The sequence below is a fragment of the Streptomyces sp. NPDC003943 genome, from assembly GCF_053605265.1.
The window spans coordinates 27,722-52,478 of the sequence record NZ_JBSGIW010000056.1; the positions used below are offsets into that span (position 1 = coordinate 27,722).

General features: G+C 73.1%; 22 protein-coding genes, 1 tRNA gene and 1 pseudogene. 18 read left to right on the top strand and 6 right to left on the bottom strand.

Features of this window, described 5'->3' with window-relative positions; all coding sequences use genetic code 11:
• Positions 1-108 precede the first annotated feature (108 nt).
• Both ACWEV0_RS22480 and argH read left to right on the top strand, forming a co-directional pair.
• The gene (locus ACWEV0_RS22480) at positions 109-1,302 is read left to right on the top strand and encodes an argininosuccinate synthase (RefSeq protein ID WP_453151172.1); all 1,194 of its coding nucleotides are present in this window, start codon (positions 109-111) and stop codon (positions 1,300-1,302) included.
• A gap of 98 nt (positions 1,303-1,400) precedes the next feature.
• Entirely contained in the window at positions 1,401-2,828 is a 1,428-nt protein-coding gene (gene argH, locus ACWEV0_RS22485; protein WP_453151173.1) for an argininosuccinate lyase, read from the top strand.
• 12 nt (positions 2,829-2,840) lie between these two features.
• Here argH and ACWEV0_RS22490 read toward each other — a convergent pair.
• Positions 2,841-3,134, bottom strand: a pseudogene (locus ACWEV0_RS22490) (hypothetical protein); the annotation flags it as partial.
• Between the two features lie 66 nt (positions 3,135-3,200).
• Here ACWEV0_RS22490 and ACWEV0_RS22495 point away from each other — a divergent pair.
• Positions 3,201-3,755, top strand: a complete 555-nt coding sequence (locus tag ACWEV0_RS22495; protein ID WP_453151174.1) for a TetR/AcrR family transcriptional regulator — start codon at positions 3,201-3,203, stop codon at positions 3,753-3,755.
• 26 nt (positions 3,756-3,781) lie between these two features.
• Entirely contained in the window at positions 3,782-5,320 is a 1,539-nt protein-coding gene (locus ACWEV0_RS22500; protein ID WP_453151200.1) for an MFS transporter, read from the top strand.
• Between the two features lie 124 nt (positions 5,321-5,444).
• Here the strand turns inward: ACWEV0_RS22500 and ACWEV0_RS22505 are convergent, their stop codons facing one another.
• Positions 5,445-6,119, bottom strand: a complete 675-nt coding sequence (locus tag ACWEV0_RS22505; protein ID WP_453151175.1) for a lysophospholipid acyltransferase family protein — start codon at positions 6,117-6,119, stop codon at positions 5,445-5,447.
• A 249-nt stretch (positions 6,120-6,368) separates the two neighbouring features.
• Between ACWEV0_RS22505 and ACWEV0_RS22510 the strand changes: the two genes are divergently transcribed.
• The 3 genes from ACWEV0_RS22510 to ACWEV0_RS22520 all read left to right on the top strand — a co-directional run bounded on the left by ACWEV0_RS22510 (position 6,369) and on the right by ACWEV0_RS22520 (position 8,702).
• Positions 6,369-7,559 (top strand): glycerophosphodiester phosphodiesterase, encoded by a 1,191-nt coding sequence (locus ACWEV0_RS22510; protein ID WP_453151176.1) that lies wholly within the window; start codon positions 6,369-6,371, stop codon positions 7,557-7,559.
• 80 nt (positions 7,560-7,639) lie between these two features.
• The gene (locus tag ACWEV0_RS22515) at positions 7,640-8,176 is read left to right on the top strand and encodes a sigma-70 family RNA polymerase sigma factor (RefSeq protein WP_453151177.1); all 537 of its coding nucleotides are present in this window, start codon (positions 7,640-7,642) and stop codon (positions 8,174-8,176) included.
• Positions 8,177-8,213: 37 nt separating this feature from the next.
• On the top strand, positions 8,214-8,702 hold the full coding sequence (locus tag ACWEV0_RS22520) for a GNAT family N-acetyltransferase (protein WP_453151178.1): 489 nt from the start codon (positions 8,214-8,216) through the stop codon (positions 8,700-8,702).
• A 13-nt stretch (positions 8,703-8,715) separates the two neighbouring features.
• Here ACWEV0_RS22520 and ACWEV0_RS22525 read toward each other — a convergent pair whose 3' ends face one another.
• Together ACWEV0_RS22525 and ACWEV0_RS22530 are read right to left on the bottom strand one after the other, a co-directional pair.
• Positions 8,716-9,177: a hypothetical protein gene (locus tag ACWEV0_RS22525; protein ID WP_453151179.1), complete on the bottom strand. Its 462-nt coding sequence runs from the start codon at positions 9,175-9,177 to the stop codon at positions 8,716-8,718.
• Between the two features lie 2 nt (positions 9,178-9,179).
• Positions 9,180-9,542: a hypothetical protein gene (locus tag ACWEV0_RS22530; RefSeq protein ID WP_453151181.1), complete on the bottom strand. Its 363-nt coding sequence runs from the start codon at positions 9,540-9,542 to the stop codon at positions 9,180-9,182.
• A gap of 591 nt (positions 9,543-10,133) precedes the next feature.
• Here ACWEV0_RS22530 and ACWEV0_RS22535 point away from each other — a divergent pair.
• From ACWEV0_RS22535 to ACWEV0_RS22570, 8 genes are all read left to right on the top strand, one after another.
• Positions 10,134-11,207: a methionine ABC transporter ATP-binding protein gene (locus ACWEV0_RS22535; RefSeq protein WP_453151182.1), complete on the top strand. Its 1,074-nt coding sequence runs from the start codon at positions 10,134-10,136 to the stop codon at positions 11,205-11,207.
• Complete coding sequence (locus ACWEV0_RS22540; protein WP_453151183.1) at positions 11,204-11,872, top strand: methionine ABC transporter permease; 669 nt, start codon at positions 11,204-11,206, stop codon at positions 11,870-11,872. Before ACWEV0_RS22535 ends, ACWEV0_RS22540 begins: the two co-directional genes overlap by 4 nt.
• Positions 11,873-11,974: 102 nt before the next feature.
• Entirely contained in the window at positions 11,975-12,832 is an 858-nt protein-coding gene (locus ACWEV0_RS22545) for a MetQ/NlpA family ABC transporter substrate-binding protein (RefSeq protein WP_453151185.1), read from the top strand.
• 203 nt (positions 12,833-13,035) lie between these two features.
• Positions 13,036-13,683: a GNAT family N-acetyltransferase gene (locus ACWEV0_RS22550; protein WP_453151186.1), complete on the top strand. Its 648-nt coding sequence runs from the start codon at positions 13,036-13,038 to the stop codon at positions 13,681-13,683.
• A 57-nt stretch (positions 13,684-13,740) separates the two neighbouring features.
• Positions 13,741-14,934 carry a precorrin-6y C5,15-methyltransferase (decarboxylating) subunit CbiE gene (gene cbiE / locus ACWEV0_RS22555; protein WP_453151187.1) on the top strand — a complete coding sequence of 398 codons (1,194 nt, stop codon included), beginning with the start codon at positions 13,741-13,743 and terminating at the stop codon, positions 14,932-14,934.
• A 401-nt stretch (positions 14,935-15,335) separates the two neighbouring features.
• Positions 15,336-18,590, top strand: a complete 3,255-nt coding sequence (cobT, locus tag ACWEV0_RS22560) for a nicotinate-nucleotide--dimethylbenzimidazole phosphoribosyltransferase (RefSeq protein ID WP_453151189.1) — start codon at positions 15,336-15,338, stop codon at positions 18,588-18,590.
• A 207-nt stretch (positions 18,591-18,797) separates the two neighbouring features.
• Complete coding sequence (gene cobA / locus ACWEV0_RS22565) at positions 18,798-20,042, top strand: uroporphyrinogen-III C-methyltransferase (protein ID WP_453151191.1); 1,245 nt, start codon at positions 18,798-18,800, stop codon at positions 20,040-20,042.
• A gap of 115 nt (positions 20,043-20,157) precedes the next feature.
• Entirely contained in the window at positions 20,158-20,976 is an 819-nt protein-coding gene (locus ACWEV0_RS22570) for a TrmH family RNA methyltransferase (RefSeq protein WP_453151193.1), read from the top strand.
• A gap of 125 nt (positions 20,977-21,101) precedes the next feature.
• Here ACWEV0_RS22570 and ACWEV0_RS22575 read toward each other — a convergent pair whose 3' ends face one another.
• Positions 21,102-22,364 (bottom strand): serine/threonine-protein kinase, encoded by a 1,263-nt coding sequence (locus tag ACWEV0_RS22575; protein WP_453151194.1) that lies wholly within the window; start codon positions 22,362-22,364, stop codon positions 21,102-21,104.
• Between the two features lie 476 nt (positions 22,365-22,840).
• Here ACWEV0_RS22575 and ACWEV0_RS22580 point away from each other — a divergent pair, with 476 nt between their 5' ends.
• The 3 genes from ACWEV0_RS22580 to ACWEV0_RS22590 all read left to right on the top strand — a co-directional run bounded on the left by ACWEV0_RS22580 (position 22,841) and on the right by ACWEV0_RS22590 (position 24,561).
• Positions 22,841-23,008 (top strand): hypothetical protein, encoded by a 168-nt coding sequence (locus ACWEV0_RS22580; protein WP_453151195.1) that lies wholly within the window; start codon positions 22,841-22,843, stop codon positions 23,006-23,008.
• A gap of 145 nt (positions 23,009-23,153) precedes the next feature.
• Positions 23,154-24,248 carry a phosphotransferase gene (locus ACWEV0_RS22585; RefSeq protein WP_453151197.1) on the top strand — a complete coding sequence of 365 codons (1,095 nt, stop codon included), beginning with the start codon at positions 23,154-23,156 and terminating at the stop codon, positions 24,246-24,248.
• A 40-nt stretch (positions 24,249-24,288) separates the two neighbouring features.
• Positions 24,289-24,561: a TFIIB-type zinc ribbon-containing protein gene (locus tag ACWEV0_RS22590; protein ID WP_453151198.1), complete on the top strand. Its 273-nt coding sequence runs from the start codon at positions 24,289-24,291 to the stop codon at positions 24,559-24,561.
• A 93-nt stretch (positions 24,562-24,654) separates the two neighbouring features.
• Here the strand turns inward: ACWEV0_RS22590 and ACWEV0_RS22595 are convergent.
• Positions 24,655-24,729 (bottom strand) — tRNA-Val (locus tag ACWEV0_RS22595).
• Positions 24,730-24,757: the final 28 nt, after the last annotated feature.

Genomic DNA, 24,757 nt, shown 5'->3' on the forward strand with positions numbered 1-24,757 from the left:
CATCCCCTCTGGCCTGCGATTTTCCCTCTGCGGCGAGAGTGCTTTGACAAACCATACGGAGGACTGCATAGTTATACCCATCAGTGGTTGCAAGGTAAGGAGAACCCCGTGACCGAGCGCGTCGTACTCGCCTACTCGGGCGGCCTGGACACCTCCGTCGCCATCGGCTGGATCGCCGAGGAGACCGGTGCCGAGGTCATCGCCGTCGCCGTGGACGTCGGCCAGGGCGGCGAGGACCTGGACGTCATCCGCAAGCGCGCGCTCGCCTGTGGTGCGGTCGAGGCCGAGGTCGCGGACGCCAAGGACGAGTTCGCCGACGAGTACTGCCTCCCGGCGATCAAGGCCAACGCCCTCTACATGGACCGCTACCCGCTGGTCTCCGCCCTCTCGCGGCCGGCCATCGTGAAGCACCTCGTCGCCGCCGCCAAGAAGCACGGCGCCTCGATCGTCGCCCACGGCTGCACCGGCAAGGGCAACGACCAGGTCCGCTTCGAGGCCGGCATCCAGGCCCTCGGCCCCGACCTGAAGTGCATCGCCCCGGTCCGTGACTACGCGATGACCCGCGACAAGGCCATCGCCTTCGCCGAGAAGGCGAACCTGCCGATCGCGACCACCAAGAAGTCCCCGTACTCCATCGACCAGAACGTCTTCGGCCGCGCCATCGAGACCGGCTTCCTCGAGGACATCTGGAACGCCCCGATCGAGGACATCTACGAGTACACCCAGAACCCGGCGGTCGTCCGCGAGCCCGACGAGGTCGTCATCTCCTTCAAGGAGGGCGTCCCGGTCGCCGTCGACGGCAAGCCCGTCACCGTCCTCCAGGCCATCCAGCAGCTCAACGAGCGCGCCGGTGCCCAGGGCATCGGCCGGATCGACATGGTCGAGGACCGCCTCGTCGGCATCAAGTCCCGCGAGGTGTACGAGGCTCCCGGCGCGATCGCCCTGATCACCGCCCACCAGGAGCTGGAGAACGTCACCGTCGAGCGCGAGCTGGCCCGCTACAAGCGGCAGGTCGAGCAGCGCTGGGGCGAGCTGGTCTACGACGGCATGTGGTTCTCGCCGCTGAAGCGCGCCCTGGACGGCTTCATCAACGAGGCCAACCAGCACGTCACCGGCGACATCCGGATGACCCTGCACGGCGGCCGCGCGGTCGTCACCGGCCGGAAGTCCGAGGAGTCGCTCTACGACTTCAACCTGGCCACGTACGACACCGGCGACACCTTCGACCAGTCGAAGGCGCAGGGCTTCATCGACATCTTCGCCCTCTCGGCGAAGATCGCCGCGAAGCGCGACCTGGGCTGACCCCCGCACGTTGAACAAGCCGCCTCCCTGTCTCGTACGCCGTTGGTACGGCAGGGGGGCGGTGGCACATCCAGACCTTGTCCTGAGGAGCATCAGCTGTGAGCAGCAACAACGGTGACGTCCGGCTCTGGGGCGGCCGGTTCGCCGACGGTCCCGCCGAGGCCCTGGCGAAGCTGTCCGCGTCCGTCCACTTCGACTGGCGGCTCGCGCCGTACGACATCGCCGGTTCCCGTGCGCACGCCCGCGTGCTGCACAAGGCCGGGCTGCTCACGGAGGACGAGCTGACCCGCATGCTGGCCGGTCTCGACCGGCTGGAGGCGGACGTCGCCGACGGCTCCTTCACCGGCACCATCGCCGACGAGGACGTGCACACCGCCCTGGAGCGCGGGCTCCTCGAGCGGCTGGGCGCCGAGCTCGGCGGCAAGCTGCGGGCCGGCCGGTCCCGGAACGACCAGGTCGCCACGCTCTTCCGGATGTACCTGCGCGACCACGCCCGGATCATCGGCGGGCTGATCGCCGAGCTCCAGGACGCGCTCGTCGGTCTCGCCGAGGCGCACCCGGACGTCGCCATGCCCGGCCGGACGCACCTCCAGCACGCCCAGCCGGTGCTCTTCGCCCACCACGTCCTCGCGCACGTCCAGTCGCTCTCCCGGGACGCCGAGCGGCTGCGGCAGTGGGATACCCGGACCGCGGTCTCCCCGTACGGCTCCGGCGCGCTCGCCGGCTCCTCGCTCGGCCTCGACCCGGAGGCGGTCGCCAAGGACCTCGGCTTCGAGCGGGGCTCGGCCGGGAACTCGATCGACGGCACGGCCTCCCGTGACTTCGTCGCCGAGTTCGCCTTCATCACCGCGATGATCGGCGTGAACCTCTCCCGGATCGCCGAGGAGATCATCATCTGGAACACGAAGGAGTTCTCCTTCGTGACCCTGCACGACGCCTTCTCCACCGGCTCGTCGATCATGCCGCAGAAGAAGAACCCGGACATCGCCGAGCTCGCCCGGGGCAAGTCCGGCCGGCTCATCGGCAACCTGTCCGGCCTGATGGCCACGCTGAAGGCGCTGCCGCTGGCCTACAACCGGGACCTCCAGGAGGACAAGGAGCCGGTCTTCGACTCCTGCGACCAGCTGGAGGTCCTGCTGCCGGCCTTCACCGGCATGATGGCCACCCTCACCGTCAACCGGGAGCGGATGGAGGAGCTCGCCCCGGCCGGCTTCTCCCTCGCCACCGACATCGCCGAGTGGCTGGTCAAGCAGGGCGTCCCGTTCCGGGTGGCGCACGAGGTGGCCGGCGAGTGCGTGAAGGTCGCCGAGGCGGAGGGCAAGGAGCTGGACGAGCTGACGGACGAGCAGTTCGCCAAGATCTCCGAGCACCTCACGCCCGAGGTCCGCACCGTCCTCAACGTCCCCGGCGCCCTCGCCTCCCGCAACGGCCGCGGCGGCACGGCCCCGTCGGCGGTCGCCGCCCAGCTGGTCGAGGTCAAGGCGGACCTGGTCATCCAGCACGCCTGGGCCGCCGCCAAGAAGTAGCAGCTCAGATCGTCACAGCGCCGCCGCCCAGTCCGCGAGCCTGTCGAAGTCCGGCCGGAGCAGTCCGAGCCGGGGGTCGACGTGCAGCAACAGGGCGGCGGCGAGGTGGTTCTGCCCCACGAACTCGTGGTCGTAGGACGTGATGTCGTCGTCCACCCAGGCGAACGGCCGCCCCTGCGCGTACTCCAGGATGTACTGCGTCTTCCAGAAGGTCCCGCGAGGGGCCTTTCCGTGCATCTGGGGCCAGTCGATGTACGGCAGCTCCGGCAGCCCGAGATGCGGCCCGATCCAGTCGTTGGCCTCGTCCCGCCTCGGTGAGGCGTCGATTTATCGTGTGAGACATTCATGTCTCATCCGGTGTATGGTTGTCTCATGCCACCCGTCGACCGCACCCAGGTGCTCCACTCCGCCGCCGCCACCCTCACCGTCCGCGCGACCGCCACCATGGACGAGGTCGCCCGGGCCGCCGGGATCGGGCGGGCCACGCTGCACCGGATGTTCGCGGGGCGCGAGGCGCTGATCCGGGCCCTGGAGCAGAAGGCCATCGAGGAGCTGGAGGCCGCGCTCGACGCGGCCCGGCTGGACGAGGGGCCCGCCGACGAGGCCGTACGCAGGCTGATCGCCGGCGTCGAACCGGTCGCGCCGCTGCTCTCGTTCCTCGTCACCGAGAACCAGCTGTTCGAGGGCGAGGAGCAGCACGAGGGCTGGGCCCGGCTCGACGCCCGGATCGCCGCGCTCTTCCGGCGCGGGCAGGAGCAGGGCGTCTTCCGGATCGACCTGACGCCCGTCTGGCTCGCCGAAGCCTTCTACGGGCTCGTGGGCTCCGGCGCCTGGGCCGTGATGGACGGCCGGGTGGCCGCCAAGGACTACCAGTACATGATCGCCGAGCTGCTGCTCGGCGGAGCACGCAGGAGCGTGGAGAAGTGATCACCGACAGCGCCGAGGGCGCGACCGTGCACGAGAGCCATACCGAGAGCCATACCGAGGGCGTCCGCCGCCCCGGCCGATGGCTCGCCCTCTCCGTGCTCGTCCTGGCCGTGCTGCTCGTGGCCGTGGACGCCACGGTGCTCGGCCTCGCGACGCCCTTCCTCTCCGAGGACCTCAAGCCGTCCGGCACCCAGCTGCTGTGGATCGGCGACGTCTACTCCTTCGTCATCGCCGGACTCCTGGTCTCCATGGGCAGCCTCGGTGACCGCATCGGCCGCAAGAAGCTGCTGCTCAGCGGCGCCGTCGCGTTCGGTGCCCTCTCCGTGCTCAACGCCTACGCGAGCAGCCCCGAGATGATGATCCTGGCCCGCGCCCTGCTCGGTGTCGCCGGTGCCACCCTGATGCCGTCCACGCTCGCCCTGATCCGCAACCTCTTCCACGACCCGCGCGAGCGCAGCCTCGCGATCGGCATCTGGGGCGCCATGGCCTCGGCCGGCGCGGCCGTGGGCCCGGTCGTCGGCGGCTTCCTGCTCGAACACTTCTGGTGGGGCTCCGTCTTCCTCATCAACCTGCCCGTGATGGCCGTCCTGGTCCTCGTCGGCGCCAAGCTGATCCCCGAGTCGAAGAACCCCAAGTCCGGCCCCTGGGACCTGCCCAGCGTGGGTCTCTCCCTCGTCGGCATGATCGGCGTCGTCTACGCGGTCAAGGAGCTGGCCGCCCACGGCCCCACGCTCGAAGCGGCGGTCGCCGCGGTCCTCGGAGTCGGCGGTCTGACCTGGTTCGTGCGCCGTCAGCTCACCCTGCCGGCCCCGCTCCTGGACATGCGTCTGTTCCGCCACCGCGGCTTCTCCGGCGCCGTCCTCGCCGACCTGCTGACCATCCTCGGCCTGTCCGGCCTGGTGTTCTTCCTGTCCCAGTTCTTCCAGCTGGTCCAGGGCCGCCAGCCGCTGGAGGCCGGACTCGCCGAACTGCCCGCCGCCGTCGGCGCGGTGACGGCCGGTCTCGTCGCGGGCAACGTGGCCCGCCGGTTCTCCGTCAGGTCCGTCGTCTCCGGCGGCCTCGCCGCCATCGGCCTCGCCCTCGCGGCCCTGACCGCGCTCGGCCAGTCCACCGGATACCCGCTGCTCGGCGCGAGCCTGCTCGTCGTCGGCGTGGGCGCCGGCTTCGCCTTCACCGTCACCGCCGACGTCATCCTGTCCAGCGTCCCCAGGGACCAGGCCGGTGCCGCCTCCGCGGTCTCCGAGACGGCGTACGAGCTGGGCGCGGCCCTCGGCATCGCGCTCCTCGGCTCCATCGTGACGGGCGTCTACCGGGACTTCACCGCCCCGGCCGGCCTCCCCGCCGGCACCGCCGCCGCGGCCCACGACTCACTCGGCGGCGCCGTAGAGGCCGCCGCGGGCCTCGCCCCGGCCCAGGCCGACGCCCTGGTCACCGCCGCCCAGGACGCCTTCGTCGACGGCCTGCGCATCGCCGCCGGCGCCGGCGCGGCGGTCCTGCTCGCGACGGCGGTCGCGGCCTGGTTCCTGCTCAAGGGCCAGAAGCTGGCCGACGGCGTCGAGCACTGACGCCACACGACGCCGACGACGCGCACGACGCCCACGAGACGTACGACACGCGGAGGCGCACACGTCAGGGCGCCCCGTACGGAGACTTCCGTACGGGGCGCCCTCACGCTCGCGTTCGCGGCCGCTACGCGGCTTCCTTCGCCTTCGTGGCGTACATGTCCACGTACTCCTGGCCCGACAGCCGCATGACCTCCGCCATCACCGAGTCCGTCACCGCGCGCAGCACGTACCGGTCGCGGTCCATGCCGTCGTAGCGGGAGAACTCCATCGGCTCGCCGAAGCGGACCGTCACCCGGCCGGGGCGCGGGATGCCCGAGCCGCCCGGCTGGACCTTGTCGGTGCCGATCATCGCGAACGGCACCACCGGCGCGCCCGTCATCAGGGTGAGCCGGGCGATGCCGGTGCGGCCACGGTAGAGGCGCCCGTCGGGGGAGCGGGTGCCCTCGGGGTAGATGGAGAAGATCTTGCCCTCCTCCAGGACCCGGCGGCCCGTCATCAGCGCGGCCACACCGCCGCGGCCGCCGTCGCGGTCCACCGGGATCATGCCCACGCTGGTGAAGAACCAGGCCATCAGCCGGCCCTTCACGCCCTTGCCCTTCACGTACTCGTCCTTGCCGATGAAGTAGGCCGGGCGGTCCAGGCAGATCGGCATGATCATCGAGTCGATGAACGTCAGGTGGTTGCCCGCGAGGATGACCGGCCCGGTGCCGGGGATGTTCTCGACGCCCTCGACGCGAGGCCGGAACATGAGGCGCAGGACCGGGCCCAGGATGGCCTTCATGATCGCGAGACGGGACAACGGTTCCTCCGGTGTCGGGGCGGTGTCGGGGCGGGCGGCTCGGGACGGAGCCGACGTCGTGCAGGTGGCGACGATACTCGCGGGTCACGGTGTGTCGCACATCGGGTTCACGGAGTGGATACGTGGTGTTGACGTGTGTTTCCGCCATGTTCCGCCCAGGTCTGCCGCACGGAGGGCGACGACGCCTAGCGTCGTGCCCGTCTTTGACAGGTGCGGGACATCACACCGAAGCCCACCGAAGGAGTGTTCATGACCCAGCCCGAGCGCCGGACCCCGGCCCGACGAGCGGTCCTCGGAGCGGCCGGAGCCGCGGTCCTGGGCGGCTCCACCGTCCTCGCCGGCGGCACCGCGCAGGCCGTCCGGTCGGCCGTCGCCGCCGACGGCGAGCCGGCCGCCCGCAGCCAGGGCCGCGGCCGCGGCTACCGCGCGCTGCCCGTCCCGTACGTCATCGGCCACCGCGGCGCCAGCGGCTACCGACCCGAGCACACCCTCGGCTCCTACCAGCTCGCCCTCGACCTCGGCGCCCACGTCGTCGAGCAGGACCTCGTCCCCACCAAGGACGGGCACCTGGTCTGCCGTCACGAGAACGAGATCGGCGGCACCACCGACGTCGCCGACCACCCCGAGTTCGCCTCCCGCAGGACCACGAAGACCGTCGACGGCACCGCCGTCACCGGCTGGTTCACCGAGGACTTCACGCTCGCCGAGCTCAGGACCCTGCGGGCCAAGGAGCGCATCCCCGCCGTCCGCCAGGAGAACACCCTCTACGACGGCCGCTGGACCGTGCCCACCTTCGAGGAGGTGCTGCGCTGGGCCGAGGACGAGGGCCGCCGCCTCGGCCGCGAGGTGTGGCTGCACGTCGAGACCAAGCACCCCACCTACTTCCGGTCCATCGGGCTTCCCCTGGAGGAGCGGCTCGCCAGGCTGCTGCGCCGCTACGGACGCCACCGCGCGAACTCCCCGCTCTTCCTCCAGTCCTTCGAGCCCAGCAGCATCCAGCGGCTCGCCGAGCTGGTCGACTCCCCGCGCGTCGTGCTGCTCTCCGCCGCGACCAGCCGCCCCTACGACTTCGTCGCCGCCGGCGACCCGCGCACCGTCGCCGACCTGGTCACGCCCGAGGGGCTGCGCTGGATCGCCTCGTACGCGCAGGGCATCGGGCCCACCATCGACCTGATCCTGCCCCGCGACGCGAGCGGCCGGCTCGGCACCGAGACCACGCTCGTCCGCGACGCGCACGCCGAGGACCTGATCCTCCACCCGTACACCCAGCGCAACGAGAACACCTTCCTGCCGGTGGAGTACCGCAAGGGCACCGACCCGACGGCGTACGGCGACGTGTTCGGGGTGCTGAAGCGCTACTTCGAGACCGGCATCGACGCGATCTTCTCGGACAACTCGGACACGGCGCTGCTCGCGGCGGCGGACTTCGCGGGGCGCTGACGCTCAACCCCGTACCTCCGACCGGGTGATTCACCGCCGGGCCCGCAACCGGGCCCGGCCCGCCCCGCATCGTGGCGGGCATGACTTCCCGCACCTCCCGCGAATCCCTGCTCACCACCCTCACGCCGCTGCTCGCCGCCGAGTCCCGGGCCGAGGCGTCCGCGGCCGGAGTCGAGGCGGGCGACCTCGAACAGGCCGTGTGGCTGCGGCTCCTGGAACGCATCGAGGAGGACGGGGCCGCGCCCGAGCGGCCCGCCGAATGGCTGCGCCGGGCCGTACGGGCCGAGGCGCGCCGGGCCCGCCGGGCGCGCGCCCGCGAGCGGCCGTACCGCGGCGAACCGGCCCCGGTTCCCGAGGCGGCGTCACCGGAGGGCTCCGCGCTGGTCGCCGAGCGCCGCCGCACCGTGCGGGCCGCCGTCCGCCGCACCCCCGGCCACTGTCCGCGGCTGCTGACCGCGATGCTGCACCCGGACGACCCCACCTACCGGGAAATCGCAGGGGCGTTGGGTATCTCACAGGGGAGTCTGGGGCCGATGCGTTCCCGTTGCCTGGGATGCCTGCGCAGAATGCTGGCTGCGGAGGTTCCCGGCCCCGGCGCGCGGGGAAGGGTGCCGTAGACCGACGGCGGACCAGGTGAGCGGGAGGCATGCACACATGGGCATGAGCGTGACGATCTCAGCGGCGGACGCGGCCGAGGACGCGGAGAGCATCCTCAAGCTGCAGTACCTCTGCTACCAGCGTGAGGCCGAGATCTACCAGGACTGGTCCATCGAACCGCTCACCCAGTCCCTGGCCGACCTGCGTGCCGAACTCGTCGAGGGCCGGGCCTTCGTCGCCCGCCTCGGCGACGAGATCGTCGCCTCCGTGCGCGGCCGGCTCGACGAGGACGGCACCGTGCGGATCGCCAAGCTCATCGTCCACCCGCGGATGCAGCGCCACGGCCTCGGCGGCCGGCTGCTCGACGCGATCGAGGGCCACTTCGCCGACGAGCCGACCCCGGCCGCCGCCAAGCGCTTCCAGCTCTTCACCGGCCACCGCAGCGAGGGCAACCTGCGGCTCTACCGCAGCAAGGGGTACGAGCAGGTCGCCACCCGCGAGGTGGGCCCGACGCTGACCCTGGTCACCCTGGAGAAGGCCGCCTAGGCGGCCTCGGGCCTCAGACGGCCTCGGCGCGTGCCTTCCGCAGCCACCAGATGCCGGTCAGCGGGAGCAGCACCGGAATGAAGACGTAGCCGTAGCCGTAGTCGGACCAGACCGTCGCATCCGGGAACGCCGAGGGTTCGACCAGGGTCCAGGTGCCCACGGTCAGCACGCCCGCGAGTTCGGCGGCGCAGCACACCAGCGCCGCCTTCCGGGCCGTCTCCCCGCCGCGTACGAGCGTGTACGTGATGAACGCGTAGACCACGGCGGCGACGGCCGAGAGGCTGTACGCGAGCGGCGCGCGGTCGAAGTCGGTGGCGATCTGGTAGATCGAGCGGGAGACCGCGCCCACCGACATCACGCCGTACAGCCAGACGACCACCATGCCCGGGCCCGACACCAGGCGCCCGGCCCGCCGCCCCTCGGTCCCGGCCTCGGCCTCGGCCGCGGTGCCGGCCCCGTTCTCGGTCGCGGTCATGATCAGCCCACCGTCCAGATGTCGTAGAGACGCACTTCGAGGACGGCGAGCACGACCGCGCCCGCCGTCACGGTCGCCGAGCCCCACTTGCTGCGCTCGGTGAGCGACATGAGGCCGGCCGCCGGCACCGCGCACAGCGCGCCGATGAGGTAGGCGATGAAGATCGCCGAGCCCTCGTCGGCCTTCTCGCCGCGTGCCAGCTGCACGATTCCGACCACGAGCTGCACCAGGGCGAGGAAGGTCACCACGGCCATGCCGATGAAGTGCCAGTCCTTGGTGGACTGGTCACGGCTGAAGGCGAAGCCGCACCAGGCGGCGAGGGCGAGCGCGGCCACCGAGACCGCGACCGTCAGGGCGTCAAGCATGCGCCCGAGGGTATTACGGGCCGAATGGCCCGATGCGCGCGGCCCCGCCCCCGAGGCCGTGACCCGAGCCGGCCGCGCAGTGGTCTTGACCACACCCACCCGTCAGGCGGTGCCTCCCACCCTCCCGGCGGTGGCCGATCCGGCCCCGTATCGGCCCAGGCCGCGCCCGGGGGAGCGGGGACCGCCGCCGACTCCGGGGTCCGCCTCCGCACGGACTCCTGTCCGGATGTCGTCTCAGCGATGTCCGCTATTCGGACAGTCCCCTTTCGTTCGCAGCTGCGCATGCTTTACTTGCAGCCATGACCACGACGAGCAGCCGCAACCTTGCGACCGAGGCGAACCAGACGCCCGGTGCTCGTTGTATGTGTCGAATGTGCGCCAACTGAGGGCCCCCGCCTGAGCTCGCGCCCCGAAGCGAGCCCCGACGGTCGAGCCGGTCCCGCCAATCCAGGCGGCGGACCGAGCCGCCCCGCGCACGCGCTGCCCGCCGGTCACATCCGGCGGCCGGCCGCCCTGCGCCTGACTGTCCTCATGACGAAAGCCGTGCACGGCGGACCCACGCGCCGCGCACTCGACAGTGACGGAAACCCTGTGATCACCACTACGGGCCTGACCAAGGTCTACGAGTCGCGAGGCCGCCAGGTCACCGCTCTGGACGGTGTCGACCTCCACGTCCGCGAGGGCGAGGTGTTCGGCGTGATCGGCCAGAGCGGCGCCGGCAAGTCCTCGCTCATCCGCTGCGTCAACCTTCTGGAGCGCCCCACCTCCGGCACCGTGACCGTCGACGGCGTCGACCTCACCGCCCTCGCCGGCAGGGGCCGCCGCGCGGGCAAGGACCTGCGCCGGGCGCGCAGCAGCATCGGCATGGTCTTCCAGCACTTCAACCTGCTGTCCTCACGCACCGTCAAGGACAACATCGAGCTCCCCCTGGAGATCCTCGGCGTCTCCGGCGCCGAGCGCTCCCGCCGCGCCCTGGAACTCCTCGACCTCGTCGGCCTCGCCGACAAGGCCAAGGCGTACCCCGGCCAGCTCTCCGGCGGTCAGAAGCAGCGCGTCGGCATCGCCCGCGCCCTGGCCGGCGAGCCCAAGGTGCTGCTCTCCGACGAGGCCACCAGCGCCCTCGACCCGGAGACCACCCGCTCCATCCTCCAGCTCCTGCGCGACCTCAACCAGCAGCTCGGCCTCACCGTCCTGCTGATCACGCACGAGATGGACGTCGTCAAGACCATCTGCGACTCGGCCGCCCTCATGCAGAAGGGCCGCATCGTCGAGTCCGGCACCGTCGGCGAACTGCTCGCCACGCCCGGCTCCCAGCTGGCCGCCGAGCTGTTCCCGGTCAGCGGCGCCGCCACCGGCCCCGAGCACACGGTCGTCGACGTCACGTTCCACGGCGAGACCGCCACCCAGCCGGTGATCTCGCAGCTCTCCCGTACGTACAACATCGACATCTCGATTCTCGGCGCGGCCATGGACACCGTCGGCGGCCGCCAGATCGGCCGGATGCGCATCGAGCTCCCCGGCCGCTACGAGGAGAACGTCGTCCCCGTCGGCTTCCTGCGCGAGCAGGGCCTCCAGGTCGAGATCGTCGAAGACGCGCAGGACGCGCACGTGCCCGCGCAGGCCCCCGCGCAGGACTCCGCGCTGGTCAAGGAAGGTGCCAAGTGACCTGGTCCGAGATGCAGCCGCTGCTCGAGCAGGGCACCGTCGACACCCTCTACATGGTCTTGTGGGCCACCGTCGTCACCGTCCTCGGCGGCCTCCCCCTCGGCATCCTCCTCGTCCTCACCGACAAGGGCGGACTGCTGCAGAACCGGCCGGTGAACAAGGTCGTCGGCGCGATCGTGAACGTGGGCCGCTCGCTGCCCTTCATCATCCTGCTGATCGCCCTGATCCCCTTCACCACCTTCGTCGTCGGCACCTTCATCGGACCGACCGCGATGATCGTGCCGCTCGCCATCGGCGCCATCCCGTTCTTCGCGCGCCTCGTCGAGACCGCGATCCGCGAGGTCGACCACGGGCTCGTCGAAGCCGTCCAGTCCATGGGCGGCGGCATCCCCACCATCGTCCGCAAGGTGCTGCTCCCGCAGGCCCTGCCGTCCCTGGTCTCCGCCGTCACCACCACCGTGATCGTGCTCATCGGCTACTCCGCCATGGCCGGCGCGGTCGGCGGCGAGGGCCTCGGATCCAAGGCCATCACCTACGGCTACCAGCGCTTCGACACCACCTTCATGCTCGTGACCGTCGTCGTCCTGGTCGCGATCGTGACCGTCGTCCAGCTGATCGGAGACGGCGCCGTCCGCCTCCTCGCCCGCCGCGGCCGCGCCTCGTAACCGCCCCGCCGCGCAGGACCCCCAGACTTCGCAACCCGAAGAAACAGCCCGGACTTGTTGTCCAGGCGAAGTAACCGCTCCACCCGGAAAGAGGCACTCTTCGTGCGCAAGAACATCAAGCTCACCGCGGGCATAGCCGCCACCGCCGCCCTCGCCCTCGGCCTGACCGCCTGCGGCACCTCCTCCGACCCGTCCTCCACCAAGGACGGCGCCGGCTCGGCCGACAAGCCGCTGGTCGTCGCCGCGTCCCCGACGCCGCACGCCGACATCCTCAACTTCGTCAAGGACAACCTCGCCGCCAAGGCCGGCCTGAAGCTGGAGGTGAAGGAGTTCACGGACTACGTCCTGCCGAACACCGCCACCGAGTCCGGCCAGGTCGACGCCAACTACTTCCAGCACAAGCCGTACCTCGACGACTTCAACAAGAAGAACGGCACCCACATCGTCCCGGTGGTGAACGTCCACCTGGAGCCGCTCGGCCTCTACTCCAAGAAGGTCAAGTCGGTGAAGGACATCAAGGCCGGCCAGACCGTCGCCGTCCCCAACGACACCACCAACGAGGGCCGCGCCCTCCACCTGCTCGCCGACAACGGCCTCATCACCCTGAAGCCGGGCGTCGGCACCGACGCCAAGCTCTCCGACATCACCGACAAGAAGGGCCTGGAGTTCAAGGAGCTGGAGGCCGCCACCGTGCCCCGCGCCCTGAACGACGTGGACGCCGCCGTCATCAACGGCAACTACGCCATCGAGGCCAAGCTGTCCCCGGCGAAGGACGCCCTCGCCCTTGAGAAGGCGGAGGGCAACCCCTACGCCAACTTCCTCGCCGTCAAGGCCGGCAACGAGAAGGACGCCCGCGTGCAGAAGCTCGCCAAGCTCCTCAACTCGCCCGAGGTGAAGAAGTACATCGAGGACACCTACAAGGGCTCCGTGGTCCCGGCCTTCGGCGCCGCCGCCCAGTAGTCCCCGCGTACCACCCCCGTGGACAGCGCCCACGCGGTACCGTCCACTGCCCAGAAGGCCCCGTGCGCCCCGTCCGGCGCACGGGGCCTTCGGCTCGCCCGTGTCACCCCGCATGCCACCCCTGGACGTCACCCCCGCATGTCACCCGCGCATGCGCGGCGACAGCCGCATGCTGCATGCTGTCCGTTCACGGTCATTCACGTATGGAGTTGCGCATGACTACGACCTTCCCGTCCCTCTCCATCAGCACGGACCGGTTGGAGCTGCGCCCCTTCGAAGAGGCCGACATCCCCGCGTTCACCGAGATGATGAACGACGAGCTCGTGGTCGCCTGGACCTCCGTACCGCACCCGTACACCCGCGCCCACGCCGAGGAATGGGTCCGCAGGATCGCTCCTGCGGAACGCGCCGAGGGCCGCGGCATCGTCTTCGCCGTCACCGAGTTCCTCACCCAGCGCCTCGTCGGCACCGTCCACCTCCACCACACCGACTGGCGCACCCGCGCGACCGAGGTCGCCTACGTCACCGCCCCCTGGGCCCGCGGCGAGGGATACGCCACCGAATCCGTCCTCGCCGTCGCCCAGTGGCTCTTCGGCGACCGCGGCTTCGAACGCCTCGAACTGCGCACCGCCGCCGACAACACCGCCTCCCAGCAGGTCGCCCAGAAGATCGGCTGCATCAGCGAGGGCGTGCTCCGCAACGCCTGGATAGCGCGCAGCCAGACGGAGAGCGGCGAATGGACCGACATCCGCACCGACCTCATCGTGTGGAGCCTGCTCCCCGAGGACCTCGACGGCGTCGCCGACCAGATGGCCGAGGCCGGCCTCTCCACCTACGCCGACTGGGGCTGACCGCCCGGGTAGGCTCGACAGGCCCCCGCCCCGCACACCCCAGGGAGACAGACACAGATGGCCGACCGGGTCACGGTGATCGGCTGGGACGGCTCGCCCCTCACCGAGGCGGCCCGGTCCGCGCTCGCCGCCGCCACGCTCGTGGCCGGCGCCGCGCACCACCTGGCGCTTCCCGAGGTACCGGCCGACGCCGAACGCGTCCGGCTCGGCAGCGTCGACCTCGCCGCCCGCCGCATCGCCGTCCACCGCGGCACCGCCGTCGTCCTCGCCGACGGCGACCCCGGCCTCTTCGGCGTCGTCCGCACCCTGCGCGCCCCCGAACACGGCCTGGAAGTCGAGGTCGTGCCCGCCGTCTCCTCCGTCGCCGCCGCCTTCGCCAGGGCCGGCATGCCCTGGGACGACGCCCGCGTCGTCGTCGCCCACCAGCGCACCCTGCGCCGCGCCGTCAACGTCTGCCGCGCCCACCCCAAGGTCGCCGTCCTCACCTCGCCCGGCGCCGGCCCCGCCGAACTCGCCCTGCTCCTCGACGGGGTCCACCGCACCTTCGTCATCTGCGAGGAACTCGGCACCGAACGCGAACAGGTCACCGTCCTCACCTCCGACAAGGCCGCCGACCACGTCTGGCGCGACCCCAACGTCGTCCTCGTCATCGGCGGCGGCGCCACCGGCAGCGCCTCCACCGGCGGCTGGCTGATGGGCCACGACACCCCGGCGGTACGCGGCTGGGCGCTGCCCGCCGAGGACACCGGCGGCCGCACCGGCCAGGACCCCACCCTGCGCGCCGCCCAACTCGGCCGCCTGGGCCCGCGCGTCGGCGACCTCGTCTGGGACGTCGGCTGCGCCGGCGGCGCCTTCGCCGTCGAGGCCGCCCGCCTCGGCGCCGCCGTCATCGCCGTCGACGCCGACCCCGAGGCGTGCGCCCGCACCGAGACCGCCGCCCGCGCCGCCGGCGTCCAGCTCCAGGCCGTCCCCGGGCGCGCCCCGCACGTACTGGAACGGCTGCCCGAGCCCGATGTCGTACGCATCGGGGGCGGCGGCGTCCCCGTCGTCACCGCCTGCACCGACCGCAGGCCCGAACGGATCGTCGCGCACGCAGCCACCCGCGACGAGGCCGAGGCCATGAGCAACGCCCTGGCCGACGGGGGCTACGAGGTCGAGTGCGCCCTGCTGCAGACCGTCGGCCTCGACCCGGCCGACTGGACCGAGCGTGCCCGCTCCGTCGTCTTCCTCCTGGCCGGCCGCCGGACCTGACGCCCCCTCGCGAACTCTCCCGCGCACGTCTCCCGCCTCATCTCCCGCGGACTCCCGCCCGGACTCCCTCGCGTCTCACGGGACCCCACCCGTGATCGCGTCGCCCATCAAGCGGGGTAGGCTGGCCGATTGTTGTACCGCGCCCGGACAGTCGGCGGTTTGTTCTCCAATGTCCGGAAAAAGGGGCCCTCTTGGACTCCTGGTGTGGTACGGAACAACCGGGGGACCGCGCGACGTGGCGCAGTCCACAGCGCACCGTGGCGGATCCGCCTGCCACGATGGCCGAAGACCGCGACAATGCATGGGTGGCCGCGGGGCTCGTGCCGAGCGGCGCGCACGCTCGTTCTTGTCGACGGGCGCAGGTCTGAAGGAGCACAACCGATGGGCGAGGGGTACGCAGCATGACGGACACCGGCCAGGTCCCCGGCGAGGGGCTGCCGGAGAACGCGGGCATGGTCGAGCAGCCGGGCGTTCCCGCTCCCGGTGCGTTCACCTACCCGAGCCCCTCCGATGACACAGCCGACCCGGCGAACGCGGCGAACCCGGCCGAGGACGACGAAGTGCTCCTGATGCCGGGCGCGCAGGGCGCCTGGAGCGAGCAGCCGCCGGGCGTCATGCCCGCGCCGCCGGTCACCGTGCCCGCCCCGCCCGCGCTGGACGTCGACCCGCTGACCGCCCCCCTGGAGCAGGTCACCGGCGCCACCCCGCCGCAGGGCGTCCCGCTGCCCCCGCTGCCCACCCCCGCGCACGGCGTGCCGCTGACCGTTCCGCAGGAGCAGCCCGTCGTCACCGAGCACGGCTACGAGCCCGGCATCCTCGACACCGGCGCCCACGAGGCGGCCGGCCGCGACTCCGGCTCCGTCGACCTCGGCGGCGTCCGGATGCCCGAGCCGCAGGCCGCGCAGACTCCGCCGCCCGCCCGCCGTCCGCTGCACATGGGCCCGCCCGTGCCGTCGGACGCCACCGGCGGCGTGGTCCGCTCACTGGCCGACCGCGGCCCGGCCGCGCCGGTCGCCGCCCCGCAGCCCGTGGCCGTCCCGGCGCCCGCCGCACCGGCCCCGGCGCCCGTGGCCGCCACCGTGCCGGCCCCGATGCCCGTCCCCACGCCCGGCCCGCCGACCATGGGTCCGGAGTACCTGGACATCCCGCAGGACCAGCAGACCGCCCCGCAGGGCGCCGTGCCGTGGACCGCCCAGCCGCAGGAGGCCCCGGCCGCCGTGGCCGCGCCGGCCGAAGCGGCCGTGCCGCCGGTCGCCCAGTTCGTCCCGGTCGAGGGCTCCGTCCCGACCGCCCCGCACCTGGCCCCGACCCCGCAGCCCGCGCCCGAGCCCGCTGCCGAGCCGCAGCCGGCCGCCGAGCAGTCGCCGGTGGCCGCGGAGGCGCCCGTGGCGGAGGCTCCGGTGGCCGCCGAGCCGGTGGCCGAGGCGCCCGCCGAGGAGCCGGTGGTCGAGCCGGTGGCCGAGGCGGTGGCCGAGGAGCCGGTCGTCGAGCCCGAGCCCGTACCCGTACCGGCCGCCGAAGCCGAGCCGGTCGCGCAGGAGGCCCCGGCCGCCGTCCCCGCGCCGCGCGAGGCCGAGCCGGAGGTCCCGGTCGAGGCCACCCCCGAGCAGCCCGCCCCCGTGGCGGAGGCCCCCGTGGCGGCAGAGCCCGTGGCAGAGGCCCCGGCCCCGGTCGAGGTGGCCGCCGAGGAGGCCCCGGTGGCCGCCGCCCCCGAGGCCCCGCAGGAAGCCGCGCAGGCGCCGGAAGCCGAGGCCGAAGCCCAGCCGGCGGCCCTGGCGGAAGAGGCCCCGGCCGCAGAGGCCCTGACAGCAGAGCCCCTGACAGCAGAGCCCGTGGCGGCAGAGACCGTGACGGCCGAAGCCCCCACGGCGGAGGCCGAGGCCGAGGCCGAGAGCGAGCAGCCGCAGGAGGAGACCCCGGTCACCGAAAGGGCCCCCGGCTACGACGAGGCCGAGCGCGAGGCCGTGCTGCGCGTGATGCGTGAGCGCCGCGACATCCGCAACGGCTTCCGCTCGGACCCGATCCCGCACGAGGTGCTGCTGCGCGTCCTGGAGGCGGCCCACACGGCGCCGTCCGTCGGGCACTCGCAGCCGTGGGACTTCGTCGTCATCCGGTCCGCGGAGACGCGCCGGACGATGCACGAGCTCGCCCAGACCCAGCGCGAGGCGTACGCCAAGTCGCTTCCCAAGGGCCGGGCGAAGCAGTTCAAGGAACTGAAGATCGAGGCCATCCTCGACACCCCGGTGAACATCGTCGTGACCGCCGACCCCACCCGGGGCGGCCGCCACACCCTCGGCCGCTACACGCAGCCGCAGATGGCCCCGTACTCCTCGGCGCTCGCCGTCGAGAACCTGTGGCTCGCGGCCCGCGCCGAGGGTCTGGGCGTCGGCTGGGTCAGCTTCTTCGACGAGCGCGAGATGGTCCGCGCCCTGGGCCTGCCCGAGCACCTCGAAGTGGTCGCCTACCTGTGCGTCGGCTACGTCGACGAGTTCCCGGACGAGCCCGAGCTGATGCAGGCGGGCTGGTCCAAGCGCCGTCCGCTGTCCTGGGTGGTCCACGAGGAGACGTACGGCCGCCGCGCGCTGCCCGGCGAGGAGCCGCACGACCTGCTCCAGGAGACCGTCGCCAACATCCGCCCGCTGGACGCGAAGGCGCTCGGCGAGGCGTGGGAGCGGCAGAAGCGCATGACGAAGCCCGCCGGGGCGCTCGGCATGCTGGAGATCATCTCCGCGCAGCTCGCCGGGCTCTCCCGGGTCTGCCCGCCGCCGATCCCGGAGCCCGCCGCCGTCGCGATCTTCGCCGGTGACCACGGAGTGCACGCCCAGGGCGTCACCGCCTGGCCGCAGGAGGTCACCGGCCAGATGGTCGCGAACTTCCTCGGCGGGGGAGCGGTCTGCAACGCGTTCGCCAACCAGGTCGGCGCCGAGGTCTGCGTCATCGACGTGGGCGTCGCGGGCGACCTGCCCTCCACCCCCGGCCTGCTGCCGCGCAAGGTCAGGCCCGGCACCGCCGACTTCACCATCGGCCAGGCCATGACCCGCGAAGAGGCCGTCGCCGCCATCGAGGTGGGCATCGAGACCGCCCGCGACCTGGTGGCCGCCGGCAACAAGGCGCTCCTCACCGGCGAGATGGGCATCGCGAACACCACCGCGTCCGCCGCCCTCATCTCGGTCTACACCGGCGTGGACCCGACCGAGGTCACCGGCCGCGGCACGGGCATCAACGACGAGATGCACGCCCGCAAGGTGGACGTGGTCCGCCGCGCGCTCGACCTCCACAAGCCGGACCCGGCGGACCCGATCGGCGTCCTCGCGGCGATCGGCGGCCTGGAGCACGCGGCGCTCGTCGGCCTCATCCTGGGCGCGGCCTCGCTCCGTACCCCGGTCATCCTGGACGGCGTCTCCACCGGCGCGGCCGCGCTCGTGGCCCGGGCCATCGCGCCCGAGTCCCTCGCGGCCTGCATCGCGGGCCACCGCAGCGCCGAGCCGGGCCATGTCGCGGCCCTCAACAAGCTGGGCCTGCGCCCGCTGGTCGACCTGGACCTCCGCCTCGGGGAGGGCACGGGCGCCCTCCTCGCCCTCCCGGTGGTGCAGAGCGCGGCGCGCGCGATGCACGAGGTGGCGACGTTCGACTCGGCGGGCGTCACCGAGAAGTAGCGGCCAGAGCAGTAGCGAAAGCAGCAGCAGGACGTCCCCCACCCCCATGAACGACCGGGGGTGGGGGACGTGCACGTCCCCCGCGCACCGACCAACGGCGCTCGGCCGGGGGGACATCCGTCACAGCGTGAACCCCGCAGGTCACCGATAGGGTGAGGTGCGCCAAGCACCGCACCACTCCAGCCGTCCCGAGGAGCCGCCCGCACCATGGCCGAGCACGCCGAGCACCCCGCCTACCCCGTCGGACTCCGCCTCGCCGGCCGCCGCGTCGTCGTGTTCGGCGGCGGCCAGGTCGCCCAGCGCAGGCTGCCCGCGCTGATCGCGGCGGGCGCGCGGGTCACCCTGGTCTCTCCCTCGGCCACCCCCTCCGTGGACGCGATGGCCGAGGCCGGCGAGATCACCTGGATCAGGCGCCGGTACGAGGCGGGCGACCTCACCGACGCCTGGTACGCGCTCGTCGCGACCAGCGACCCGGTCGCGAACGCCGCCATCTCCGCCGAGGCCGAGCGCACGAGGACCTGGTGCGTGCGCTCCGACGACGCCGAGGCGGCCACCGCATGGACCCCGGCGACCGGGGCCAGCGAGGGCGTGACGGTCGCGGTGCTCACCGGCCACGACCCGCGCCGCTCGGCGGCCGTGCGGGACGCGATCGTGGAGGGCCTGCGCGACGGTTCGCTCGCGGCGCCCGCGCACCGCGCCCGTACCCCCTTCGTCGCCCTCGTGGGCGGCGGCCCCGGCGACCCGGACCTGATCACGGTCCGCGGCCGCCGCCTGCTCGCCGAGGCGGACGTGGTGATCGCGGACCGGCTCGGCCCGCGCGACCTGCTGAGCGAGCTGCCGCCGCACGTCGAGGTGATCGACGCGGCGAAGATCCCGTACGGCCGGTACATGGCCCAGGAGGCCATCAACAACGCGCTGATCGAGCACGCGAAGCAGGGCAGGTCGGTGGTCCGCCTGAAGGGCGGCGACCCGTTCGTCTTCGGCCGTGGCATGGAGGAGGCGCAGGCGCTGGCCGCCGCGGGCATCCCGTGCACCGTGGTGCCGGGCATCTCCAGCTCGATCTCGGTGCCGGGCGCGGTCGGCATCCCGGTGACGCACCGGGGCGTGGCGCACGAGTTCACCGTGGTGAGCGGGCACGTCGCGCCGGACGACCCGCGCTCGCTGGTCGACTGGGGGTCGCTCGCGAAGCTCACCGGGACCCTCGTGATCCTCATGGGCGTCGACAAGATCGGCAAGATCGCGGAGACGCTGATCGCGCACGGCAAGTCGCCGGACACCCCGCTGGCCCTGGTCCAGGAGGGTACGACGGCCACCCAGCGCCGGGTGGACGCGACCCTGGCGACGGTGGCGGAGACGGTGCAGGCCGAGGAGGTGCGCCCGCCGGCGGTGATCGTCATCGGCGACGTGGTGCACGAGGGCCCGAACAAGCCGCCGCAGCCTTCGGACCACTGACGGGTCCGGACCGACGGCACCGGACCGACGGGTCCGGTCCGCCGGACAGGCCCGGGGCCCCGCGCCCCCACCCGTACGCATTGGCACCACCTCAGGAACAAGGCAGTATCACCTCGTGGCCGAACTCATCACGATCGACGACCCCGACGACCCGCGTCTGCGCGACTACACCGGACTGACCGATGTCGAGCTGCGCCGCAGACGCGAGCCCGCCGAGGGCCTGTTCATCGCCGAGGGCGAGAAGGTCATCCGCCGCGCCAAGGACGCCGGCTACGAGATGCGCTCGATGCTGCTCTCGGCGAAGTGGGTCGACGTCATGCGCGACGTCATCGACGAACTCCCGGCTCCCGTGTACGCGGTGAGCCCGGACCTCGCCGAGCGCGTGACGGGCTACCACGTGCACCGCGGCGCGCTGGCGTCGATGCAGCGCAAGCCGCTGCCCACGGCGCCGGAGCTGCTCGCGGGCGCCCGCCGGGTGGCGGTGATGGAGGCGGTGAACGACCACACCAACATCGGTGCGATCTTCCGCAGCGCGGCGGCGCTCGGCATGGACGCGGTGCTGCTGTCCCCGGACTGCGCGGACCCGCTGTACCGCCGTTCCGTGAAGGTCTCGATGGGCGCGGTGTTCTCGGTGCCGTACGCCCGTCTGGACACCTGGCCCCGCGGCCTGGAGGCGGTCCGCGAGGCGGGCTTCAAGCTGTTCGCGCTGACCCCGGCTGACCGGGCGGCCTCGATCGACGAGGCGGCCCCGCACAAGCTGGACCGGGTGGCGCTCATGCTGGGCGCGGAGGGCGACGGCCTGTCGACGCAGGCGCTGCGCGCGGCGGACGAGTGGGTCCGCATCCCGATGGCGCACGGCGTGGACTCGCTGAACGTGGGCGCGGCCGCCGCGGTGGCCTTCTACGCGGTGACGAGCGGCCGCCCCCAGGACTGAGCGCCGGCCGCTCCGCCCTACGGCAGGCGCCCGCGGGGCCTGAGTCGCCTCCGTGGCGTCAGCCTGCAGCGCCCGAGTCGCCTCCGCGGCGTCAGCCCTGGAGCCCCTGAGCCGCCTGCGTGGCGTCAGCCCTGCAGGGCCTGCGCCGCCGCGATCCCCAGCGCCACCACCAGCGTCACCACGACGAAGACGAAGATCCGCTGCCGCAGCAACCGCGGGTTGGCGGGCCGCAGCCCGGTGGAGGTGCTGCGGCCGCCCGGCCGGGACTGCGAGGCCCGGGAGCTCCCGCCCGTACGCGAGGACGACGGCCGGGAAGCCGAGGCCCTGGTGCCGCCCGGACGCCCCTGCCCGCCGGTGGGCCGGTCACCGGCCGGCCTGCGCTCGCCGCGCTCGCCGGCCCGCTCGGGCGCCCGCTCGCCGGCCCGTTCCGCGGCCGCCCGCTCCGCCGCCGACCGTTCCGTCGTCCGCTCGGTGTACCGCTCCGTGGGCCGCATGCCCCCGGCGCCGCGCTCGTCGCCCCGCTCGCGGCCCTGCGGCACGGGGGGTCGAGGGGCGGCGGGCAGGCCCTGGGCCTCGCGGGCGGCGATCTCCTTGAGCCGCATGGACAGCTGGAGGGTGCTGGGACGTTCCTCCGGATCCTTCGCCAGGCAGGCCCGGACGAGCGGCGCGAGCGCGTCGGGCACGCCGTACAGCTGCGGCTCCTCGTGCACGACGCGGTAGAGCATGACCTCGGAACTGCCGTGCCCGAACGGGGAGTCGCCCATCGCCGCGTACGCCAGGGTGGCGCCGAGCGAGAAGACGTCGGTCGCGGCGGTGACCGGGGCGCCCCGCACCTGCTCGGGCGCGAGGAAGCCGGGGGAGCCGACGGCGGTGCCCACGTGCGTCAGCGTGCTGGCGCCGGTGGCCCAGGCGATGCCGAAGTCGATGATGCGCGGGCCCTTGGGGGAGAGCAGGATGTTCGACGGCTTGAGGTCACGGTGCACGACCCCGGCCTCGTGCACGGCGACCAGGCCCTCGGAGAGGGCGGCGCCGATCCCGGCGACGTCCGCGGCCCGCAGCGGACCCTCCTCGGCGACCCGGTCGTGCAGCGAGGGCCCCGGCACGTACTGGGTGGCGAACCAGGGCCGGTCGGCCTCCAGGTCGGCGGCGACGAGCCGGGCGGTGCAGCCGCCGCGGATCCGCCGGGCGGCGGACACCTCGCGCGCGAAGCGGGAGCGGAACTCCTGGTCCTCGGCCAGGTCGGGCCGGATGACCTTGAGCGCCACCCGCTGCCCGCGGCGGTCGGAGCCGAGGTACACGACCCCCATCCCGCCGGCCCCGAGCCGGCGGTGCAGCCGGAAGGACCCGACGATCCGCGGGTCCTCGCGCCGGAGCCGCATCATCGCCATGTCCGTCCCCTCGTCCGTTCGACGTGGCACAGCTTACGTACCGCCGCAGCGGCGTGCTCACAGGCCGCGCCCTCCGGGCCGCGTCGATTGTCAGTGCTGAGGGGGACACTTGAGGCCCGGTCAGCACAAGCGGCCGCCAACACCCCCTCGTACCAGGCTTGTTGGCGATCCGTCCGGCCGACACCCCGAGCGCGCGGGTGAAACGTGACCGACGTCACCCACCCCCTCCGGGAAGACCCTGGGCCGGGAGGATCCGTCTCCACCCAGGGGAGTACTCCGGACGGACGGACGTCATCCTCCGGGAGGCCCGCAAGTCGGTACGCGGGCATGACGTCCGCGCGGCCCGCGCTGCCTAGATTGGATGTCAAGCGGCGGGTGCAGCACTCGTCCCCCGAGGTCACCGCACCCGCCGCGCCGACCCACCGGTCCGAACGGCCCGGACGGTCCGAACAGCGCCCATCGACAGGAGAGGAACCATGGCATTCCCGGCCCCGCGGATGAATCCCCGTCCCACCGGCCGCCGTCACCCGCTGGTGGCGACCGCCATGGTCCTCCCTCTCGCGGCCCTGCTCGTGGTCGTCTTCGGCGGCTGGGACGCGGTGGTCACACAGGCGTCGTCCGTGGGCGTGATGCTGGGGCGCTGAGCGGCGCCCCGGACCCGGGAGAGCGGCCCGGGTCGGGGACATCCGGCCAACAACCCCGTGGGGACGGGGGTGCGGCGGACGGCAGCGTGCGGCCGGTCAGCTGGGGAGCTGACCGGCCCTCGCGCTTTCCCCTTAGGCTCCCGGGGTGGAGGAAACCGATCTCATACGCCTGCGCGCGCTCGCACGGGCCGCGGCACACCCCGAGGGGACGTCGTCCTGCCCCTGCCCGGTCGACCTGCTCGCGGACCGGGACGACGGCACGGTCGTACGGCACGGAGACCTCGTCCTGAAGGCGCACGCCCCCGGCGGCGACCCCGAGGAGCTGCGCTCGCGCACCGCCGTCGCGGCCCTCCCGGCCCTGACGGACGTGCTCCTCCCACCCCTCCCGCCCCCGGCTCTCCCGGCCTCGCCGTTCCTGGCCTTGCCCCTTCCGACCACGGCTGCCCCGGCCCAGCCGCTCCCGGCTTCGGCGCCCTCGGCCCTGCCCCTCCCGACCGCAGCCCCGCTGCTCCCGGCCTCGCTCCCCGCGCCGCGCACGCCCGCGCGCGCGGAGGGACGCCCGCTCACCGTCTGGCCGTACGGCAGCCCCGTCGACCCGGACGACCCCGACGCCGCACCCTGGGAGGCGGCGGCCCGGCTGCTCGCCCTGCTGCACCGCACCCCGGCCCCGCCGGGCCTGCCGGCCATGCGGGCGCCCGTGAAGGCGGCGCTCGCGGTGGAGCGGATGTGCCGCGCGGCCCCGGACCATCCGGCCACGGCCACGGTGCTGCGCGCCTGGCGCACCGTCCCGGAGCCGGACGCCGGCGGGCCCGGGCCGTACCGGGCGCTCTGCCACGGCGACTTCCATCTGGGCCAGCTGGTCCGGCCGGGCGGCGGCCCGCACTGGCGGCTGATCGACGTCGACGACCTCGGCCTCGGCGACCCGGCCTGGGACCTGGCCCGCCCCGCCGCGTGGTTCGCGGCGGGACTGCTGGCGCCGGAGGTCTGGGCGCGCTTCCTGGGCGCGTACGAGGCGGCCGGCGGCCCGGCGACCGCTGGCCCCGGCGGCGACCCGGGCTCCGACCCCTGGTCGCGGCTCGACGTCCCGGCCCGCGCGCTGACCGTGCAGACCGCGGCGCTCGCCGTCGCCAAGTCCACCGCTGAGGGGCGCCCGCTGGACGAGGTGGAGGACGTGATGATCGACACCTGTGCCCGAATCGGTACGCTCCGAACCGAGTTGGCCCCGCCCGCGTCCCCCTAGGGTGAGAGCACCATTCGAACGGCAGGGAGTTGAGATCCGCATGCAGTGTCCCAAGTGCCACGCGCCCATGCACACCTACAACCGCAGCGGCGTCCAGATCGAGCAGTGCAGCGGCTGCCGCGGCATCTTCCTGGACTACGGCGAGCTGGAGGCCCTGACCCAGCTGGAGTCGCAGTGGGTGAAGCAGGCCCCGCCGCCGGCCTACCCGGCGCAGCCCGCGGCCCCGGCCTGGGGCGCCCCGCACCACGGCGGTCACCACGGTCACCACGGCCACCACAAGGGCGGCTTCGGCCGGCTGCTGTTCTCCTCCTGAGGCTGCGCGCCGCCCCTACGGGGGCGGCCCCCTTCCCCAGGGGCGCGACACGACGAAGCCCCCGGCCGCGAGCAGCGGCCGGGGGCTCATCTCTGGTGCGCGATACTGGGATTGAACCAGTGACCTCTTCCGTGTCAGGGAAGCGCTCTCCCGCTGAGCTAATCGCGCGGGCGATCCGAGAGTCGAGGATCCGAAG

Bases quoted from the DNA above. Each gene is read 5' to 3' on its own strand.
- ACWEV0_RS22495 (WP_453151174.1), top strand. From the start codon at position 3,201: ATGCCACCCGTCGACCGCACCCAGGTGCTCCACTCCGCCGCCGCCACC.
- ACWEV0_RS22510 (WP_453151176.1), top strand. From the start codon at position 6,369: ATGACCCAGCCCGAGCGCCGGACCCCGGCCCGACGAGCGGTCCTCGGA.
- ACWEV0_RS22515 (WP_453151177.1), top strand. From the start codon at position 7,640: ATGACTTCCCGCACCTCCCGCGAATCCCTGCTCACCACCCTCACGCCG.
- ACWEV0_RS22520 (WP_453151178.1), top strand. From the start codon at position 8,214: ATGGGCATGAGCGTGACGATCTCAGCGGCGGACGCGGCCGAGGACGCG.
- ACWEV0_RS22525 (WP_453151179.1), bottom strand. From the start codon at position 9,177: ATGACCGCGACCGAGAACGGGGCCGGCACCGCGGCCGAGGCCGAGGCC.
- ACWEV0_RS22530 (WP_453151181.1), bottom strand. From the start codon at position 9,542: ATGCTTGACGCCCTGACGGTCGCGGTCTCGGTGGCCGCGCTCGCCCTC.
- ACWEV0_RS22550 (WP_453151186.1), top strand. From the start codon at position 13,036: ATGGAGTTGCGCATGACTACGACCTTCCCGTCCCTCTCCATCAGCACG.
- cbiE (WP_453151187.1), top strand. From the start codon at position 13,741: ATGGCCGACCGGGTCACGGTGATCGGCTGGGACGGCTCGCCCCTCACC.
- cobT (WP_453151189.1), top strand. From the start codon at position 15,336: ATGACGGACACCGGCCAGGTCCCCGGCGAGGGGCTGCCGGAGAACGCG.
- cobA (WP_453151191.1), top strand. From the start codon at position 18,798: ATGGCCGAGCACGCCGAGCACCCCGCCTACCCCGTCGGACTCCGCCTC.
- ACWEV0_RS22575 (WP_453151194.1), bottom strand. From the start codon at position 22,364: ATGGCGATGATGCGGCTCCGGCGCGAGGACCCGCGGATCGTCGGGTCC.
- ACWEV0_RS22580 (WP_453151195.1), top strand. From the start codon at position 22,841: ATGGCATTCCCGGCCCCGCGGATGAATCCCCGTCCCACCGGCCGCCGT.
- ACWEV0_RS22590 (WP_453151198.1), top strand. From the start codon at position 24,289: ATGCAGTGTCCCAAGTGCCACGCGCCCATGCACACCTACAACCGCAGC.